General features: G+C 62.6%; 18 protein-coding genes and 3 tRNA genes. 8 read left to right on the top strand and 13 right to left on the bottom strand.

From position 1 onward, the window contains the following. Positions 1 to 2: 2 nt before the first annotated feature. The 3 genes from AC2CGI_RS14620 to AC2CGI_RS14610 all read right to left on the bottom strand — a co-directional run bounded on the left by AC2CGI_RS14620 (position 3) and on the right by AC2CGI_RS14610 (position 1,289). A complete protein-coding gene (locus AC2CGI_RS14620; protein ID WP_019454983.1) occupies positions 3 to 308 on the bottom strand; it encodes a helix-turn-helix domain-containing protein in 306 nt (101 codons plus the stop codon). A 155-nt stretch (positions 309 to 463) separates the two neighbouring features. After that, positions 464 to 907 (bottom strand): ribosomal protein S18-alanine N-acetyltransferase, encoded by a 444-nt coding sequence (rimI, locus tag AC2CGI_RS14615; RefSeq protein ID WP_044029730.1) that lies wholly within the window; start codon positions 905 to 907, stop codon positions 464 to 466. Further along, the gene (locus tag AC2CGI_RS14610; RefSeq protein WP_021505387.1) at positions 852 to 1,289 is read right to left on the bottom strand and encodes a DNA polymerase III subunit psi; all 438 of its coding nucleotides are present in this window, start codon (positions 1,287 to 1,289) and stop codon (positions 852 to 854) included. Before AC2CGI_RS14610 ends, rimI begins: the two co-directional genes overlap by 56 nt. A gap of 146 nt (positions 1,290 to 1,435) precedes the next feature. Here AC2CGI_RS14610 and rsmC point away from each other — a divergent pair, with 146 nt between their 5' ends. Further along, positions 1,436 to 2,476, top strand: a complete 1,041-nt coding sequence (gene rsmC / locus AC2CGI_RS14605) for a 16S rRNA (guanine(1207)-N(2))-methyltransferase RsmC (RefSeq protein WP_031300418.1) — start codon at positions 1,436 to 1,438, stop codon at positions 2,474 to 2,476. 50 nt (positions 2,477 to 2,526) lie between these two features. Here rsmC and AC2CGI_RS14600 read toward each other — a convergent pair whose 3' ends face one another. Beyond that, positions 2,527 to 3,519: an aldo/keto reductase gene (locus AC2CGI_RS14600; RefSeq protein WP_076740923.1), complete on the bottom strand. Its 993-nt coding sequence runs from the start codon at positions 3,517 to 3,519 to the stop codon at positions 2,527 to 2,529. Between the two features lie 118 nt (positions 3,520 to 3,637). Here AC2CGI_RS14600 and AC2CGI_RS14595 point away from each other — a divergent pair, with 118 nt between their 5' ends. The 4 genes from AC2CGI_RS14595 (at position 3,638) to AC2CGI_RS14580 (ending at position 4,993) form a co-directional block, all read left to right on the top strand. Beyond that, positions 3,638 to 4,582, top strand: a complete 945-nt coding sequence (locus tag AC2CGI_RS14595) for a LysR family transcriptional regulator (protein WP_015376553.1) — start codon at positions 3,638 to 3,640, stop codon at positions 4,580 to 4,582. Between the two features lie 72 nt (positions 4,583 to 4,654). After that, positions 4,655 to 4,741, top strand: a tRNA-Leu gene (locus AC2CGI_RS14590). Between the two features lie 36 nt (positions 4,742 to 4,777). Further along, positions 4,778 to 4,864, top strand: a tRNA-Leu gene (locus tag AC2CGI_RS14585). Between the two features lie 42 nt (positions 4,865 to 4,906). Continuing rightward, a tRNA-Leu gene (locus AC2CGI_RS14580) sits at positions 4,907 to 4,993 on the top strand. An 89-nt stretch (positions 4,994 to 5,082) separates the two neighbouring features. Here AC2CGI_RS14580 and AC2CGI_RS14575 read toward each other — a convergent pair. After that, on the bottom strand, positions 5,083 to 5,367 hold the full coding sequence (locus tag AC2CGI_RS14575) for a DUF1435 domain-containing protein (protein WP_004933115.1): 285 nt from the start codon (positions 5,365 to 5,367) through the stop codon (positions 5,083 to 5,085). A gap of 258 nt (positions 5,368 to 5,625) precedes the next feature. On the opposite strand from AC2CGI_RS14575, the gene AC2CGI_RS14570 reads away from it, so the two are divergent. Continuing rightward, positions 5,626 to 6,705 carry a GGDEF domain-containing protein gene (locus tag AC2CGI_RS14570; protein WP_015376552.1) on the top strand — a complete coding sequence of 360 codons (1,080 nt, stop codon included), beginning with the start codon at positions 5,626 to 5,628 and terminating at the stop codon, positions 6,703 to 6,705. Positions 6,706 to 6,742: 37 nt separating this feature from the next. Here AC2CGI_RS14570 and AC2CGI_RS14565 read toward each other — a convergent pair whose 3' ends face one another. After that, complete coding sequence (locus AC2CGI_RS14565; protein WP_015376551.1) at positions 6,743 to 7,339, bottom strand: TetR/AcrR family transcriptional regulator; 597 nt, start codon at positions 7,337 to 7,339, stop codon at positions 6,743 to 6,745. Positions 7,340 to 7,476: 137 nt separating this feature from the next. On the opposite strand from AC2CGI_RS14565, the gene AC2CGI_RS14560 reads away from it, so the two are divergent. Then, entirely contained in the window at positions 7,477 to 8,673 is a 1,197-nt protein-coding gene (locus AC2CGI_RS14560) for an MFS transporter (protein ID WP_021505391.1), read from the top strand. Between the two features lie 10 nt (positions 8,674 to 8,683). On the opposite strand, the gene AC2CGI_RS14555 is transcribed toward AC2CGI_RS14560, so the two are convergent. Then, on the bottom strand, positions 8,684 to 9,595 hold the full coding sequence (locus AC2CGI_RS14555; RefSeq protein ID WP_075684792.1) for a LysR family transcriptional regulator: 912 nt from the start codon (positions 9,593 to 9,595) through the stop codon (positions 8,684 to 8,686). 108 nt (positions 9,596 to 9,703) lie between these two features. Between AC2CGI_RS14555 and AC2CGI_RS14550 the strand changes: the two genes are divergently transcribed. Continuing rightward, positions 9,704 to 10,906 carry an MFS transporter gene (locus AC2CGI_RS14550; protein ID WP_015376548.1) on the top strand — a complete coding sequence of 401 codons (1,203 nt, stop codon included), beginning with the start codon at positions 9,704 to 9,706 and terminating at the stop codon, positions 10,904 to 10,906. Between the two features lies 1 nt (position 10,907). Here AC2CGI_RS14550 and fucP read toward each other — a convergent pair whose 3' ends face one another. Genes fucP through AC2CGI_RS14520 form a run of 6 tightly spaced genes read right to left on the bottom strand, consistent with a single transcriptional unit; the run spans position 10,908 to position 16,303 of the window. Then, positions 10,908 to 12,137, bottom strand: a complete 1,230-nt coding sequence (fucP, locus tag AC2CGI_RS14545; RefSeq protein WP_076740922.1) for an L-fucose:H+ symporter permease — start codon at positions 12,135 to 12,137, stop codon at positions 10,908 to 10,910. A gap of 40 nt (positions 12,138 to 12,177) precedes the next feature. Then, on the bottom strand, positions 12,178 to 12,537 hold the full coding sequence (locus tag AC2CGI_RS14540; RefSeq protein WP_015376547.1) for an L-rhamnose mutarotase: 360 nt from the start codon (positions 12,535 to 12,537) through the stop codon (positions 12,178 to 12,180). Continuing rightward, on the bottom strand, positions 12,534 to 13,310 hold the full coding sequence (locus tag AC2CGI_RS14535; protein ID WP_076740921.1) for an L-fucose dehydrogenase: 777 nt from the start codon (positions 13,308 to 13,310) through the stop codon (positions 12,534 to 12,536). Before AC2CGI_RS14535 ends, AC2CGI_RS14540 begins: the two co-directional genes overlap by 4 nt. Next, the gene (locus AC2CGI_RS14530) at positions 13,288 to 14,151 is read right to left on the bottom strand and encodes an amidohydrolase family protein (RefSeq protein WP_076740920.1); all 864 of its coding nucleotides are present in this window, start codon (positions 14,149 to 14,151) and stop codon (positions 13,288 to 13,290) included. The genes AC2CGI_RS14535 and AC2CGI_RS14530 overlap by 23 nt, the downstream gene beginning before the upstream one ends. A 14-nt stretch (positions 14,152 to 14,165) precedes the next feature. Then, complete coding sequence (locus AC2CGI_RS14525) at positions 14,166 to 15,443, bottom strand: L-fuconate dehydratase (RefSeq protein ID WP_076740919.1); 1,278 nt, start codon at positions 15,441 to 15,443, stop codon at positions 14,166 to 14,168. 14 nt (positions 15,444 to 15,457) lie between these two features. Beyond that, complete coding sequence (locus AC2CGI_RS14520) at positions 15,458 to 16,303, bottom strand: fumarylacetoacetate hydrolase family protein (RefSeq protein WP_015376543.1); 846 nt, start codon at positions 16,301 to 16,303, stop codon at positions 15,458 to 15,460. Between the last annotated feature and the right edge of the window lie 17 nt (positions 16,304 to 16,320).

Genomic DNA, 16,320 nt, shown 5'->3' with positions numbered 1-16,320 from the left:
CGCTAGTCCTCGAGATCTTTCAGTTTTTCTTCGAAATTCTGTAAGTTACTCACTTCTGGTGCATGACTCACTGTCTGTTGCAGCAAGCACTCCACATCACGGACAGACCTTTTCGGCACGATAACATATTCCAAATCCATCGCCGCCAATATCCGTAGCAGCGTGCTCATCCGCATATCGCTGCCCGATTCAACACGCTGATATTGCTGTTGAGTCATGCCAATCTTCATCAAAAAGTCTTTTTGGCTCCAGCCCAACTCAATGCGTTTTTCTTTCAGCAACGCTGATATTTCTGATAATTTTCTCATCCCCACCTCCAAACAACGCATTGATTGTTTCCTCAACAATAAACAACAAATTAGTTGTCGTCACAGCGAAAAACAACTTGTTTGATGTAAATTAATCAGGAAACAACTTTTCAGTTGTTAAAGGGGAGGAAAACAATCAATAGGATGTTTTTAGATTACCCCAGCGGCAGCGCCATCACGATCGCGTCTTCGCGGCCGTGGGCGCTCGGGTAATAATTGCGGCGCACGGTGACTTCGTTGAAACCGAGATCTTCATACAGCGCGATCGCCGCCTGGTTGGAGGCGCGCACCTCCAGCCACAGCGTGACCACGCCGCGGCTCTCCAGCTGTTCGATCAACGCGTTGAGCAACAGGCGGCCAAAACCCCGGCGCTGGTGCTGCGGATGAATGGCGATGTTGAACAGCGTGGCTTCGTCCAGCACGATTTGCGTGATGGCGAATCCCGCCATCTCCCCGTCGGCGCTCAGCTTCAGGTTAAGGTAGCGATCGCCCTGATTGCTGGCGAAGGTGGTTTCCGTCCAGGGAAAGGCGTGGCTGGCTTGCTCAATGGTGAAGGCTGTGGCCAGGTCGGCCGCCGTCAGGGTAGAAATCGTGTTCATGATGACAAATCTGCTGCCAGAGGGCGCGTTTGGCCCCCGCGTCTTGGGAAAGCTCGGCCAGCGCCGGGCTGTGTAGCTGCGCGCCGGCGACCGCGAGCGGTTCCGTCACGCCCAGCCGCCAACTGTTGCATGTGGTCTCTTCAGGCAGCATCGCCGCCTGTTCCGGCGTCAGGCTGTAGGTTTGCGCCGGCGTCAGCCCCAGGCTGCGCAGCACGTCGCAAAACAGCGGATCGTCGGGTGCGGGCAGCGTCTGCGCGACCACCAGCAGGCGCGCCTCGGGCGGCAGACTGACCGCCACTTCGCCCTGCAACACGCCCGGGCGGCGCAATGTCCACTGCGTAATACCCAGTTGTTGTAACAGCCAGTCGCGTTTTGATGCCATGCCGATTCCTACCCGTTGTGGTGCGCCATGCCTGCCATGCGCCGCGCTATGCTAACAAACCCGCGCAGCCCGCGCCAACAAACCCGTCGAACATATCGCCACAAAGCTCTATAATCCCCGGTCTCATTTCCAGGAGCCAATATCTGATGTCTGCATTAACCCCCGCCAGTGAAGTCATGCTGCGCCACAGTGATGAATTTATCGAACGCCGCGTGCTGTTTGCCGGCGACCTGCAGGACAGCCTGCCGGCCCAATTCGAGGCCGCGGACGTGCGCGTCCACACTCAGCATTACCATCACTGGCAGTTACTGAACCGGACGATGGGCGATAACGTGCAGTTCGGTTTGACCGTCGATCCCGCTTTCGTCGCCGACTGCGACACGCTGGTTTACTACTGGCCGAAGAGCAAGCAGGAGGCGCAATTCCAACTGTGCAACCTCCTGGCGCTGTTGCCGGTAGGCGTGGACGTGTTCGTGGTCGGTGAAAACCGCAGCGGCGTGCGCAGCGCCGAGCCAACGCTGGAAGGCCACGTTGCGCTGGTGAAAATCGACAGCGCGCGCCGCTGCGGCCTGTATCACGGCCGCCTGGACGCGCAGACCGAGTTCGACCTGAACGAGTGGTGGGACAGCTATCAGCTGCACGATCTGGAAGTAAAAACGCTGCCGGGCGTGTTCAGCCGCGACGGCCTGGACGTCGGCAGCTCGCTGCTGCTGTCGACGCTGGAAAAACACATGAAAGGCAAGGTGCTGGACATCGGCTGCGGCGCCGGCGTGATGGCCTCGGTGATGGCCAAGCTGTCGCCGAAGGTGAAACTGACCCTCAGCGACGTCAATGCCGCCGCGGTGGAATCCAGCCGCGCAACGCTGGCCGCCAACGGCATCGAAGGCGAAGTGATCGTCAGCAACGTTTACTCCGATATCACCGGCCGTTTCGACATGATCATCTCCAACCCGCCGTTCCACGACGGGCTGCAGACCAGCCTGACCGCTGCCGAAACCCTGATCCGCGGCGCGGTGAAGCACCTGCCGATCGGCGGCCAGCTGCGCATCGTCGCCAACGCCTTCCTGCCCTACCCGGACATTCTGGACGCCACCTTCGGCAGCCACGAAGTGCTGGCGCAAAACGGCCGCTTCAAGGTGTACCAGGCGACCGTCGGCCGCCCGCCGCGCGCACCGAAGAAGAAATAATTCGCCGTTGGCGGAAAACGACAGAGCGCGGCCTGCAGGCCGCGCTTTTTTTAACCGTTGATGTAGGTCATCGACTCCGCGCCGTAGCGATCGCCGGCCGCCGCACTCAGCGGGAACACCGCTTCAATCGCCGCCAGCTCAGCCGCGCTCAGCGTTATCTCCGCCGCCGCGACGTTCTCTTCCAGGTAACGACGGCGTTTGGTGCCGGGGATCGGCACGATGTGTTCCCCCTGCGCCAACACCCAGGCCAGCGCCAGCTGTGAGGGTTTGACGCCCTTCTGCGCCGCCAGCTCGCTCACCTTCTCCACCAGCGCCAGATTGCGACTGAAGTTTTCCCCCTGGAAGCGCGGGTTACTGCGGCGGAAATCGTCCTCGGCCAGATCCTCCGGCCGCCGGATAGCGCCGGTGAGGAAACCGCGCCCTAACGGGCTGTAGGGCACAAAGCCGATGCCCAGGCGCTCGCAGGCCGCCAGCACGCCCTGCTCGGCGTCGCGCGTCCACAGCGAATACTCGGTCTGCAGCGCGGTGATCGGATGTACCTTGTGCGCCCGCTCCAGCGTGGCGACCGACGCCTCGCTCAGGCCGATGTGACGGATCTTGCCTTCGCGGATCAGATCCGCCATCGTGCCGACGACGTCTTCGATCGGCACTTGCGGATCGACCCGGTGCTGATAATAGAGATCGATCTCCTCCACGCCCAAGCGCCGCAGGCTCCCCTCGACGGAGCGCCGGATATACTCGGGCCGGCTGCTGACGCCGCGCGCCGAAGGATCCGCCGGATCGCGCAGGATGCCGAACTTGGTGGCCAGGAACACCTGTTGCCGCTTGCCCCTGATCGCCTCCCCCACCAGCTCTTCGTTGGTGTGCGGCCCGTACATGTCGGCGGTGTCGAGCAGCGTGACGCCCAACTCCAGCGCCCGGTGCAGCGTGGCGATGGCCTCCTGCCGATCGGCGCCGGTGGAATAGAAGTCGCTCATGCCCATGCACCCCAGCCCCAGGGCGGAGACGACGGGACCGTTGGAACCGAGTTTACGTTGTTGCATTGTGCTGCCCTCATGCGGTGAATGGATAACGCAGCAAAGTCTGGTTGTTTACGCGACAAAGATAAATAATGCAGATTGCACATCACTGTTCAAAAATCACCAACAATCCGGAGTGGACATGGATCAGGTTCAAGCCATGCGCATTTTTACCCGCATCGTCGAACTGGGTAGCTTCAGCCGGGCGGCCGAACGCCTGCAGCTGCCGCGCGCCACGGTCAGCAACGCGCTGAAACGGCTGGAACAGCGGCTGGGCGTGCGCCTGCTGATCCGCACCACCCGCCAGGTGCAGGTGACCAGCGAAGGCAGCCTCTATTACCAGCGCTGCGTACAGCTGCTGGGGGCGCTGGAAGAGGCGGACACGTTGTTCAGCCAGCATAAGCTGCAGCCGTCCGGCAAGGTGCGCATCGATATGCCCCATTCGCTGGCGCGCGAGGTGGTGATTCCGGCGCTGGACGACTTTTATCGGCGGTATCCCGACATCACTCTGGCGCTGGGCGCCAACGACACCCACGTCGATCTGTTGCGCGAAGGCGTGGACTGCGTGCTGCGCGCCTGGGAAACCGAAGACGACGGCCTGGCGGCGCGGCGCATCGCCCAGCTGCCGCAGGTCACCTGCGCCTCCCCCGCTTATCTGCAGGCCCACGGCACGCCGCTTGACATCGATAGCCTGGAGCCGCATCGCGCGGTGGGGTATTTTTCACTGGCCAGCAACCGCGATTACCCGCTGGAATTCTGCCGCGGCGGCAAGCTGGAACTGCGCGAGCTGCCCGCCCGGCTCAGCGTCAGCGGCGCCGACGCCTACATCGCCGGCGCACGCGCCGGCATGGGCTTGATTCAGGCGGCGCGCTATTCGCTGGCGCCCTGGCTGAAACAGGGAGAGCTGGTGGAGGTGTTGGCGGACACGCCGCCTCCGCCAATGCCGATTTACATCATGTATCCGCCCGGCCGTTTCCTGGCGCCGCGGGTCAGGGTGTTGATTGATTGGCTGATTTGGCTGTTTGACCAGCAGAAAAGCGGCGATATGGCTGTTTTTCCAGCAAACGCCCGCAAAGCGGGGAAATAACTGTTGACGTGCCCGCCAAAATCTCTAGAATTCGCCTCCGTGGTAACGTTACTCCGGTAATGTTTCTGGTACGCGAAGGTGGCGGAATTGGTAGACGCGCTAGCTTCAGGTGTTAGTGTCCTTACGGACGTGAGGGTTCAAGTCCCTCTCTTCGCACCAAATAACCACATGATTTATATTGCACTCAGCATCGATGCGAAGGTGGCGGAATTGGTAGACGCGCTAGCTTCAGGTGTTAGTGTTCTTACGGACGTGAGGGTTCAAGTCCCTCTCTTCGCACCAAGCTGGCGACGTAATATAAATCAAAGCAACAACATCGACTGTGCGAAGGTGGCGGAATTGGTAGACGCGCTAGCTTCAGGTGTTAGTGTCCTTACGGACGTGAGGGTTCAAGTCCCTCTCTTCGCACCAATTGATGATCTCTCCGGTAGTTCCTTCGAAAAAATCCCAACGCATTGATGATAAACACGCTTAAGCGTGGTTTTGCCGTTTCTGGCGTTTCACCCAAAGCTGAAGTTGAGGCTGACTGCCGCCAGGCCGCCCGCCAGCGCCATGCAGGAAGGCAGCAGCAGATAGTGGCGCAGCCGGCTGTTGAACAGCATCACCAGCGTGGCCAACATCGCTATCACGATCAGGGTGCGCAACTGCAGCATATCCAGGTTGATCAAGGCCAGCAGCGGCATCAACGCACAAGGTAGCAAAACGCCCCAGGCGCTGGCCAGGCGATCCCCGAGGCACCAACTGACGCCCCACAGCCCGCACGCGGCAATCATGGCAGTGAGCATGACACCCTCCTTAAGTGATAATGATAACCAATATCATATAACACTTTTTTGGCCGCTGCATCATTTTCACTGCGCTGACCAAACTCAGATGACACCAGCAGGAAAAAATGATAATTTGACATAAGAAAATTCCTAGTCCTGTTTGCATGATAATAATCACAATCCTCAACCATGCAATTCAAGTGGATATTCGCGCCAAAGGAATGCTTCTCAACCTTAATTATTCGACAGAACGACTTTGCAAAGAGTGACCTCCGTATGAACGCCCGTTCTTATCAGGAATTACTGAACAGCAAGCAGCGCCTGGCATTATTTCTTTTTTTGGTAATGAATGCCGCCTCTTCCGTATTTACATTATTGTTCCCTTTTAGGGATACGCCCGCATTTACCCTACCTTTATTATGTATACCGCTATTTTGTCTGGTAGCGGCGCTATTTTCCCTGCAAACGCCACGTAAATATTTGTGCAAACTCAACCTGTTCGCCAGCGTACTCGGCCTGCTCTGGGCCGCACATATTTACGTTAAAAGTCAATATTGCCTACCGAATAACCAAGATTTTTTATTAATTAGTTTGTTTAGCATCTTTTTTATCAGCGCTATTTCTCTGACGGATAACTTTACCGCCTTTTGTTTACACGCCGTACCTTCCGCAATGATGATCCTGGCTCTAGACGGCATGCATAATACCCTGCGGATATTATTCACCACGCTATTACCTATTATCGCTTTCTCCATTCATCACCTGATGTTGAAACGCAGTGAAATCTTTACCCACGCGCTGGTGGCCAACCTGTATAACGAGCGGGACAAATTCAATAATTTGAGCATGCTCGATCCCTTGACCGGCCTTTATAACCGACGTGGTCTGGAGAATAAGATCACTATGCTGCTGGAACCGCAAACCGGCCACCATTACGTGCTATTGCTGGATATCGACCACTTCAAGGTCTACAACGACAGCTACGGCCACGCCATGGGCGATCGGGCTTTGGTGCAGGTGGCGGTCGCCATCCGCGATGCGGTGCGTTCGCGCGATATCGTGGTGCGTTACGGCGGGGAAGAGTTTTTGGTGCTGCTGACCAACGTGCACGAAGGCTACGCGGCGCAGCTGGCCGAGCGGGTGCGCCAACGCGTGGCGGAACTGAACATCCCGCACGGCGCCAGCCCGCAGCACAGCGGCACGCTGACGCTTAGCGCCGGCATCTCCGCGCTGGAAAAACTGGACATCGAATCGGCGATAGGCGCAGCCGACGCCGCGCTCTATCTGGCGAAACACAGCGGCCGCAACAATATCCAGCTGGCGCAAAACGTCCAGCCCGTCGTCATTCACCCTTAAGCCGCCGCCGAAACGGCGCGGCGGCCGCCAGTAAAACTTAAGCAGAGGTGGAGCGCAGCCCGTTCAACAACAGGTTCAAACTGGCCAAGGCCTGCTCCAGCGCCACGTCTTTTTCCGGCTGATGGGCGACCCACAGCGCAGCATCCATCAGGCCGCCATTGATTAAATGCGCCAGCGCTTCCGGTTCGGCGGTAGCGATACGCCGCTGCGCCATCAACGCCTGTAAGGCCCCCGTCATCCAGGTGATGCAACCCAGCTTGCTGGCCTGCAGATAGTCGGCTCCCAGCACCGAGGGCGAATCACGCAACAGAATGCGCTGCGATTGCGGCTCCGTCATCATGATCAGATAACCGCGGCAACGCCCCGCGAAGGCCTCCCAGTCATCCGGCGTGCTCGCGGTAATGTCGGCCAGGCGCGCATCCATTTCGGCGTCGATTTCCTGCACGACGGCCAAAAACAATCCCTTCTTGTCGCCAAAATGGTGATAGAGCGCACCGCGCGTCATACCGGCTTGCGCAGTAAGCTCATCCATCACCGTCTCGGCATACCCCACGCCGCCGAACTGCTGACGGGCGGCCGCCACCAGCTTACGCCGGGTTTCTTCAATCATTTCTGTGCGCGCTTTACGTGCCATGGATTCACTCCCGTCTTGCCATTGATGACGTTATAATTGACATACGCCATGTATGTCAATTAACGTAACATACGTGGCGTATGTCAATGATGGGCATTGCGCGAATACCGAGCCGCCAACATTCAGGAACCCTATTCATGGCAAATCCTTATTTCACACTGTTCAGCGCACCGGGCAGCAAGGCGTTTTCCTCTGCCGGGTTGATCGCACGCCTGCCGATCTCAATGACCGGTATCGGCATCATCACCATGCTTTCGCAGGTACGCGGCTCCTATTGGCTGGCGGGTGCGGTGGCAGCGACATTCGCCTTTTCCATGGCGCTGCTCGCGCCGCAAATCGCACGCGCGGCGGACCGCTACGGCCAAAGTCGCGTGCTGCCCTACGCCACCGGGGTCAGCGCACTCGCCCTGTTGCTGCTGCTGATCTGCACCCACTATCGGGCGCCGGACTGGACGCTGTTCGTCTTCGCCGCACTCGCGGGCGGCATGCCCAGCATCTCCGCAATGGTCAGAGCCCGCTGGAGCGAAATTTATCGCGGCACGCCGCAGCTGCACACGGCGTTTTCATTCGAGTCGGTGTTGGACGAAGTGGCCTTTATCGTCGGCCCGCCGATCGCCGTGGGGCTCAGCGTTGCGCTCTTCCCTGAGGCCGGCCCTCTGGCGGCCGCGCTGCTTCTGGTGGCGGGCGTTTCGGCATTCGCCTGGCAAAAAAGCACTCAGCCCCCGGTTTATCCCCGCAATAACCAGCGGCAGCGCGCCATCCTGGCCATGCCGTCGATGCAGATCCTGGTGCTGGCGCTGATCGCGCTGGGCACCATCGTCGGCACCGTGGACGTCATCAGCGTGGCCTTCGCCGAGCAGCAGGGGCAGCCGGCCGCCGCCAGCATCGTGCTGTCGGTTTACGCAGGCGGCTCCTGCCTCGCCGGGCTGATTTTCGGCGCAATAAAGCTGCCGTCCCCATTGCCTCGGCAGTTCTTATACGCCGCCTTCGCCACCGCACTCACCACGCTGCCGCTGCTGTGGGTGCACAATGTCTTAACGCTGGCGGCGGCGATGTTTGTCGCCGGACTGTTTTTCGCGCCGACCATGATCGTCGCCATGGGGTTAGTTGAACGCCTCGTGCCGCCTTCACGCTTGACGGAAGGATTGACCTGGATGGTGACCGGCCTGGGGGTTGGCGTGGCGCTCGGCGCCGCCCTGGCGGGGCTGGCGATCGATGCGGTGGGGATCAAGGCCGGCTTTGGCGTCACGCTCACGGCCGGCCTGGTCGTACTGCTGGTGGCGGCCGGCGGCTATCGCTTAATGCGGCGAACGCTGGCCGTGCAAGCGGCATGAACCGCTCGCGCTAGGCGCTTTCCCAAATCGCCTTGCCCTGCCAGCGCCGTTCGATCGCCGCCAGAAACAGTTTCACCTTGGGGGAGAGGTGGCGCCGGCTGGGATAGACGGCGCAGATCGGCGGCCCCGGGCGACAATAGCGCTCCAGCACCGGCACCAGCGTGCCGGCCGCAATCTGCTCGCCGACCAGAAACGCTCCTACCTGACACAGACCGGCCCCGGCGACGGCCGCATCACGCAATGCCTCGACGTTGTTGAAACGCATCCGGCCGCGCACCGGCTGTTCGTGCAGTTGACCGTTAACCCGATAGCGCCACGGCGCCGGCAACCCCTGATGGCTGAAGACCAGCGTCTCATGATCGCCCAACGCTTCCGGTTTCGCAGGCGTACCGTGCCGCGCCAGATAGTCTGGCGCCGCGCAGGTGATCAGGCGGTGCGGCGCGAGCACCCGCCGCACCAGTCGGCTGTCGTCGCTGCCGCCGACGCGGATCGCCACGTCGATGCCGTCGCGCACCAAATCGCTGTAATCGTCGGAGAAGCTGACGTCGGCGTCCACCTCCGGCCACTGCGCCAAAAATTCCCGCAGAATCGGCAGAATATGCAACCGCCCCAACGAGACCGGCACATCCAGCCGCAGCCGCCCGCGCGGGGTTTGCCGCCGCGTATTGAGTGCCGTTTCCGCCTCTTCGGCCTGCGACAGGATACGCTGCGCATACTCGTAAAACACCGCGCCGTCTTCGGTCAGGCTGACGCTGCGCGTGGTGCGCTGCAGCAGCCGGGTCGCCAATCGCGCCTCCAATCGGGTCACGCATTTGCCCGCCGCCGAACGGGAGATGCCCAGCCTCTCGGCCGCCAGCGTGAAGCTGCAGGCGTCGGCGACGCGAATGAATACCAGCAGGTCGGTCAGGTTATCCAACGGCATAGACGGTAAATTAGCCACGTTTTGTCCCCAATATTGCGCAATCAGGCCAGTTTATCAGCCATTTTGGCGCGGATACACTGGGGTTCTTCACCTGTTGGGAGAGTCATTATGAGTGCCTTACACGCCGACGGCGGCGCAAAAGCGTGGCTGGCCACCTTCACGGTCGGCCTGTCCACCTTTACCGTCGTCACCGCAGAAATGCTGCCCGTCGGGCTGCTGAGCCCGATCGTCAATACCCTGAACGCGACGATCGGCCGCGCCGGGCTGCTGATTTCCCTGCCGGCCCTGTTCGCCGCGCTGTTCGCCCCGCTGGTGGTGCTGGGCGCCCGGCGCACGGACCGCCGCGGCCTGTTGGCGGGCTTTCTGCTGCTGCTGATCGCCGCTAACCTGCTGGCCGCCGCCGCCACCTCCCTGGCCCTGCTGTTCGCCGCGCGCATCCTGCTGGGTTTTTGCATCGGCGGTATCTGGGCCATCGCCGGCGGGCTGGCGGAACGCCTGGTGCCGCCGGCCTCAGTCGGATTGGCGCTGTCCGTCATCTTCGGCGGCGTAGCGGCGGCCTCGGTGTTCGGCGTGCCGCTCGGGGTATTCCTCGGCGAAGCGCTGGGCTGGCGCCTGGCGTTTCTGGCGGTCGCCGTTCTGGCGGCGCTGACCCTGCTGCTGCTGGTGTGCGTGCTGCCGCCGCTGCCGGTCACGCAGGCGATAAGCTGGAGGTCGTTCACCGCGCAGCGCGCGAATCGCCGGCTGCTGACCGGGCTGCTGCTGACGTTTTTGCTGGTCGCCGGTCACTTTATGGCTTACACCTTTGTCCGTCCGCTGCTGCAGACGGTCTCCGGTATCGAGAGCCGCTGGGTGGGGCCGCTGCTGTTCGCCTACGGCGTCGCCGGCCTCGTCGGGAATTTCATCGCCGGCCAGGCCGCCGCCAAACGGCTGCGCCGCACCCTGGCGCTGATCGCCCTCGGGCTGGCGCTCGCCGTCCTGCTGCTGCCGCTGCTGGGCCACGCGCCGCTGAGCGGCGGCGCCTTCCTGCTGCTGTGGGGCATCGCCTACGGTGGCGTTTCCGTTGCGCTGATGGCGTGGATGCTCAAGGCGGCGCCCGATGCGGCCGAGGTCGCCTCTTCGCTGTATATCGCGCTGTTTAACCTGGCGATTTCCTGCGGTTCACTGGTGGGCGGGCTGGTGGTGGATGCCGGCGGCCTGACGATAAACGGCGCGCTGTCCGGCCTGGTGCTGCTGCTGGCGTTGGCCATCCTGATGGGAACCCGGCGGCAGATGCCAAAAGCGGCGGCGAAGGCCGATTCGCCGCCGGGGTGAATCAGGCGCGGCGCTGCCGCAGGCCGTAAACCAGCACCACCGCGAAGCACAGCAGCGGTAGCAGATAAGAGAGCGCGGTGCTGTAACGGTCGGCCAGCGCCCCCATAAAGTAAGGCATGATGGCGCCGCCGACGATCGCCATGATCATAAAGGAGCTGGCGCGCTTGGTGTGCTTGCCCAGATTTTTCACCCCCAGGGCGAAAATGGTCGGGAACATGATCGACATAAAGAAGAACACCGCGATCAGCGCCACCACCGATACGCCGTCGACGCTCAGCATCACCACGCCGCACAGCGCGATGTTGATCAGCGCATAGACCGCCAGCAGCGTCGCCGGTTTGACCCGCCCCATCAGCCAGGTGCTGAAGAAGCGCCCGACCATAAAGCAGATCATGGCGATCGACAGCAGGTAAGAGGCGTTCTGGTTAGACACCTCGCGCCAGTGCTCGGTGGCGTAGTTGATGAAGAACGCCCCCACGCCCACCTGCGCCGCCACGTAGAAGAACTGTGTGATAACCCCGCCGACGAAATGCGGATGCTGCCACAATCCCTGCGCTATCACGCCGTGCACCGGTTTTTCCTCTTCGCGGATCGCCGGCAGCCGGGTGCGGCTGAACAACAGCGCGATCAGCAACACCAGCGCGGCGATCGCCACATAGGTCATCTTCACCGCGCTCTGATCGCCGTCGCCGGCGGACTGGCCGGCGGAGAAGAACAGCGTGCCGCCGATCAGCGGGCCGATAAACTGCCCGAGGCCGTTGAACGACTGCGCCAGGTTGAGCCGCCGTTCGGCGCCCTGCGCGTCGCCCAGCACCGTGGCGTACGGGTTGGCCGCCGTTTCCAGGCAGCCCAGGCCGCTGGCGATAACGAACAGCGCAAACAGGAATACGCCGAAGCTGTTGGCCGACGCCGCCGGCACGAACAGCAGCGCCCCCAGCGCGTACAGGCACAGCCCGACCAGAATGCCCGCCTTATAACCCTTGCGATCCATAAAGTACCCGGCGGGCAGCGCCACCAGGAAATAGGCGCCGAAGTAGGCCGCCTGCAGCAGCCCCGACTGCGCCTTGGTGACGTGCAACGTCTCCTGAAAATGTTTGTTTAATACGTCCAGCAGGCCGTAGGACAGCCCCCACATGAAGAACAGGCTGGTGACCAGGATAAAGGCCCAGCGCAGATTGGCGGTCACGGGGACGCCCGGCTGCGCGGAGGCCGCACTTTTTTCAGCAAGCATGGTGATACCCTCGTATCGTCTGGCGATGATGATGTTGGCGTTATTGCTGTTGCAGAGAGAAAATCCGCGCCATTTCCACCCATTTTTCGCCCTGCGGCGTCCAGGGGGTGGCGGCCTGGTAGTGCCACATCAGCGCTTCCCATCGCTGTACTTCGGGGTTGTTCAGGCTGGCGGCGTCAAAGCGCGCGGCGTCGAAATCGGCGCTGACCTCCACGATCATGAACAGCCGGGTGCCCAACCGGTAAATTTCCATGTCCAGAATGCCGTGCTCGCGCAAATGCGCGGCGATGCCCGGCCAAATGCGCTGATGATGCTGCTGGTACTCCGCAATCAGCGCCGGTGAGTCAATCAGATCGAGCGCCTGGCAGAAACGGCGCCGCCCTGCCGCCGCGCCGCTCACGTCAGCGCCCGATCGAGATGCAGGTAGCCGCCGTCCACCGACAGCCATTGCCCGGTGGTGTGCGATGACCGCGACGACAGCAGAAACGCCACGGTGTCGGCTATCTCCTGCGGCGTGGTCATGCGCTGCCCGAGCGGGATGCGCGCGGTGATTTTATCCATCTGCCGCTGCGGCTCGGCGAAGGTGTTGAGCCAGCGCTGGTACTGCGGGGTGATCACCTCCGCCGGCACCACCGCGTTCACCCGCACCCCGTCATGGCGCAGCGACACCGCCCATTCGCGCGTCAGCGCCAGCACCGCGCCCTTGGCGGCGGTGTAACCGCTGGTGCCCCCCTGGCCGCTGAGCGCGGTCTTGGAGGCGATGTTGACGATGGCGCCCCGGCTCTCCCGCAGCGCCGCCTGGCACAGGTGCGCCATCAGGTAGTAGTGCACCAGGTTCTTTTCCAGCGAGCCGACGAACGCTTCGCGCCCCGCCTCCAGCCCGACGCCGTCATTGACCCCGGCGTTATTCACCAGTCCGTCGATGCGGCCGAAGGTCGCCAGCGTCTGGCTGACCGCCCGGCGGCAGGCCGCCTCGTCGCACAATTCGGTGAGGATCACCCCGGTGCGCGGCTGCAGCCGCTGCAAATCGGCCAGCAGCGCCGCCTCCGGCGCGGCGTTGGTGACCAGCACCGGGATCGCCCCTTCCTCGGCCAGCACATGAGAAATCGCCGCGCCAATGCCGGAACCGCCGCCGGTAACCAACACCACCTTATCTTGCAGATACAGATCCATAACCAGACTCCGTTAAACCGTAAATTCGCCAGGCGGTGTCGCCCCAAATCGCCGCCTGCTCGGCGGCCCCCAGCGTCGCCAGCGCCCGTTCGCACAGTTGCACCACCTGGCGGTAGTCGCCGGCCAGCAGGCACACCGGCCAATCGGAGCCGAACATCAGCCGCTGCGGGCCGAACGCCTCCAGCGCGGCATCGAAGAACGGCAGCAGCTCCTCCGCGCGCCACCGGCCACCCGGCGCCTCGGTGATCAGCCCCGACAGCTTGCAGGCCACATGCGGCAGCACCGCCAACGGCCGGATTTGCTGCGCCCAGTGCCGCGCGCCGCGGGCGATGTCCGGCTTGCCGAGGTGATCCAGCACCAGCCAGTGCTCGTCATGGCGGGCGGCGAACGCCGCCGCGGCCGCCAGATCCCGGTGCGTCACCAGGATCTCGTACACATACCCGGCGCGCTGCAGCGTTTGCATGCCGCGTTCCACCTCCGGCCGCGCCAACCAGGCCGCCGGATCCGCTTCATCCTGCACCTGATGGCGCACCCCGCGCAGCGCGCGATAAGGCCGCAAAGTTTCCAGACGCTGCGCCAGCTGTGGCGAAGCGATATCCAGCCACCCCACCACGCCGCATACGCCCTCGCTCTGCTCAGCCAGCGCCAGCAAGGCCAGCGTCTCTTCCTCGCTGGGGCGCGCCTGCACCGCCAGCGCGCTGTCGAAACCGTGTTCCTGCAACAGCGGCCGCAGCCGGGGCGGATCGAAATCCTGCCGCAGCACGCGCATCCGCTCGTCGATCCACGGGTAATGCTGCGGGTGGTAGCGCCAGTAGTGCTGGTGAGCGTCGATGCGCGGCATGCGATCCCCCCGCTTCACCCGCGGAACCGATACTGCTCGATCGACGCCGGATGCATCTCGATCGAGTAACCGGGACGGCTCGGCGGCATGTAGGCCGCGCCCTTGATCACGCAGGGATCGACAAAGTGTTCATGCAAATGATCGACGTACTCGATCACCCGGCCCTCGTGGGTGCCGGCGATGCACAGGAAGTCGATCATCGACAGGTGCTGCACGTATTCGCACAGCCCGACGCCGCCGGCGTGCGGGCAGACCGGCAGCTGGTATTTGGCCGCCATCAGCATCACCGCCAGCACTTCGTTGACGCCGCCGAGGCGACAGGCGTCGATCTGTACCACGTCCACCGCGCCGCGCATGATGAACTGCTTGAACATGATGCGGTTCTGGCACATCTCGCCGGTAGCCACCTTGACCGGCGCCACCCCTTCGCGGATGCGGCGATGCCCTTCCACGTCGTCCGGGCTGGTCGGCTCTTCGATAAACCAGGGTTTGGCGAACGCCAGATGCTTCACCCACGGAATGGCTTCATCGACTTCCCACACCTGGTTGGCGTCGATCATCAGCCGGCGATCCGGGCCGATCACCTCACGCGCGATGCGCACCCGGCGAATGTCGTCTTCCAGATCGCGCCCAACCTTCAGCTTCAGGTAGGAGAAACCGGCGTCGACCGCCTCCTGGCACAGGCGGCGCAGCTTGTCGTCCGGATAACCCAACCACCCTGCCGAAGTGGTGTAGCAGGGATACCCTTCCTGCAGCAGTCGTTCCAGGCGGCGTTCTTTGCCCTCGGCCCGCTGCTTGAGCAGCGCCAGCGCTTCCTGCGGCGTGATGCAGTCGGTGATGTAACGGAAGTCGATGCAGCGCACCAGCTCCTCCGGCGTCATCTCCGCCACCAGCCGCCACACCGGTTTGCCGACCGATTTGGCCCACAGATCCCACACCGCGTTGACCACCGCGCCGGTCGCCAGGTGAATGGCGCCTTTGTCCGGCCCGATCCAGCGCAGCTGGCTGTCGCTGGTGAAGCGCCGCCAGAAGGCGCCCATGTCAGCGGCGATATCCTCCAGCCGCTCGCCGACGATCTGATGCTCCAGCGCGCGGATCGCCGCGCAGCAGATCTCGTTGCCGCGGCCGATGGTGAACGTCAGCCCGTGGCCGCTGAGATCCGCGCGATCGGTCTCCAGGATCACGTAGGCGGCGGAATAGTCGGGATCCGGATTCATGGCGTCGGATCCGTCCAGCCCCAGCGACGTGGGGAAACGAATGTCTTCAACCCGCAGTGCGGTAATGGTGGTCATGGCGGCGCTCCCGGTTAAGCCTGTACGGTTTGCTGGCGCTGTTCGCCCAGCCCTTCGATGCCCAGACGCATCGTCTGGCCCGCCCGCAGGTAGATGGGCTGCGGTTTCTGCCCCATGCCGACGCCCGGCGGCGTGCCGGTGGAGATCACGTCGCCCGGCTGCAGGCTCATAAAGCGGCTGAGGTAGCTGACGATCTGCGGAATGCGGAAGATCATGGTGCTGGTGTTGCCGTCCTGATAGCGCTTGCCGTCCACCTCCAGCCACAGGTTCAGGCTGTGCGGATCGGCGATCTCGTCGGCGGTCACCAGCCAGGGCCCGATCGGCCCGAAGGTGTCGCAGCCTTTGCCCTTGTCCCAGGTGCCGCCGCGCTCAATTTGATATTCGCGTTCTGAGACGTCGTTGATCACGCAATAACCGGCGACGTGGCTCATCGCGTCCGTTTCGCTGATGTAGCGCCCGCCCAGGCCGATCACCACGCCCAGCTCCACTTCCCAGTCGGTTTTCTGCGAGCCGCGCGGGATCTCCACCCGGTCGTAGGGGCCGACCACCGCGCTGGTCCATTTGTTGAACACCACCGGTTCTTCAGGAATGGCCGCGCCGGTTTCCGCCGCGTGATCGGCGTAGTTCAGGCCGATGCAGATGAACTTGCCGATGCCGCCGACACAGGCGCCGAGGCGCGGCTGCCCCTCGACCAGCGGCAGCGCGGCGCTGTCCAGCGCGCGCAGTTTGGCGAGCGATGCCGGCAATAACGCGGCGCCGCCCACGTCGGCGATATGCTGCGACAGATCGCGCAGGCGACCTTGCGCATCCAACATGCCGGGGCGCTCTTGCCCGGGTTCCCCGTAACGTAAAAGTTTCATGCGTTCCTCTCTCAAAA

The sequence above is a fragment of the Serratia sp. LSHTC3 genome, assembly GCF_057197125.1.
This window is presented reverse-complemented; position numbering and strand designations above follow the sequence as displayed.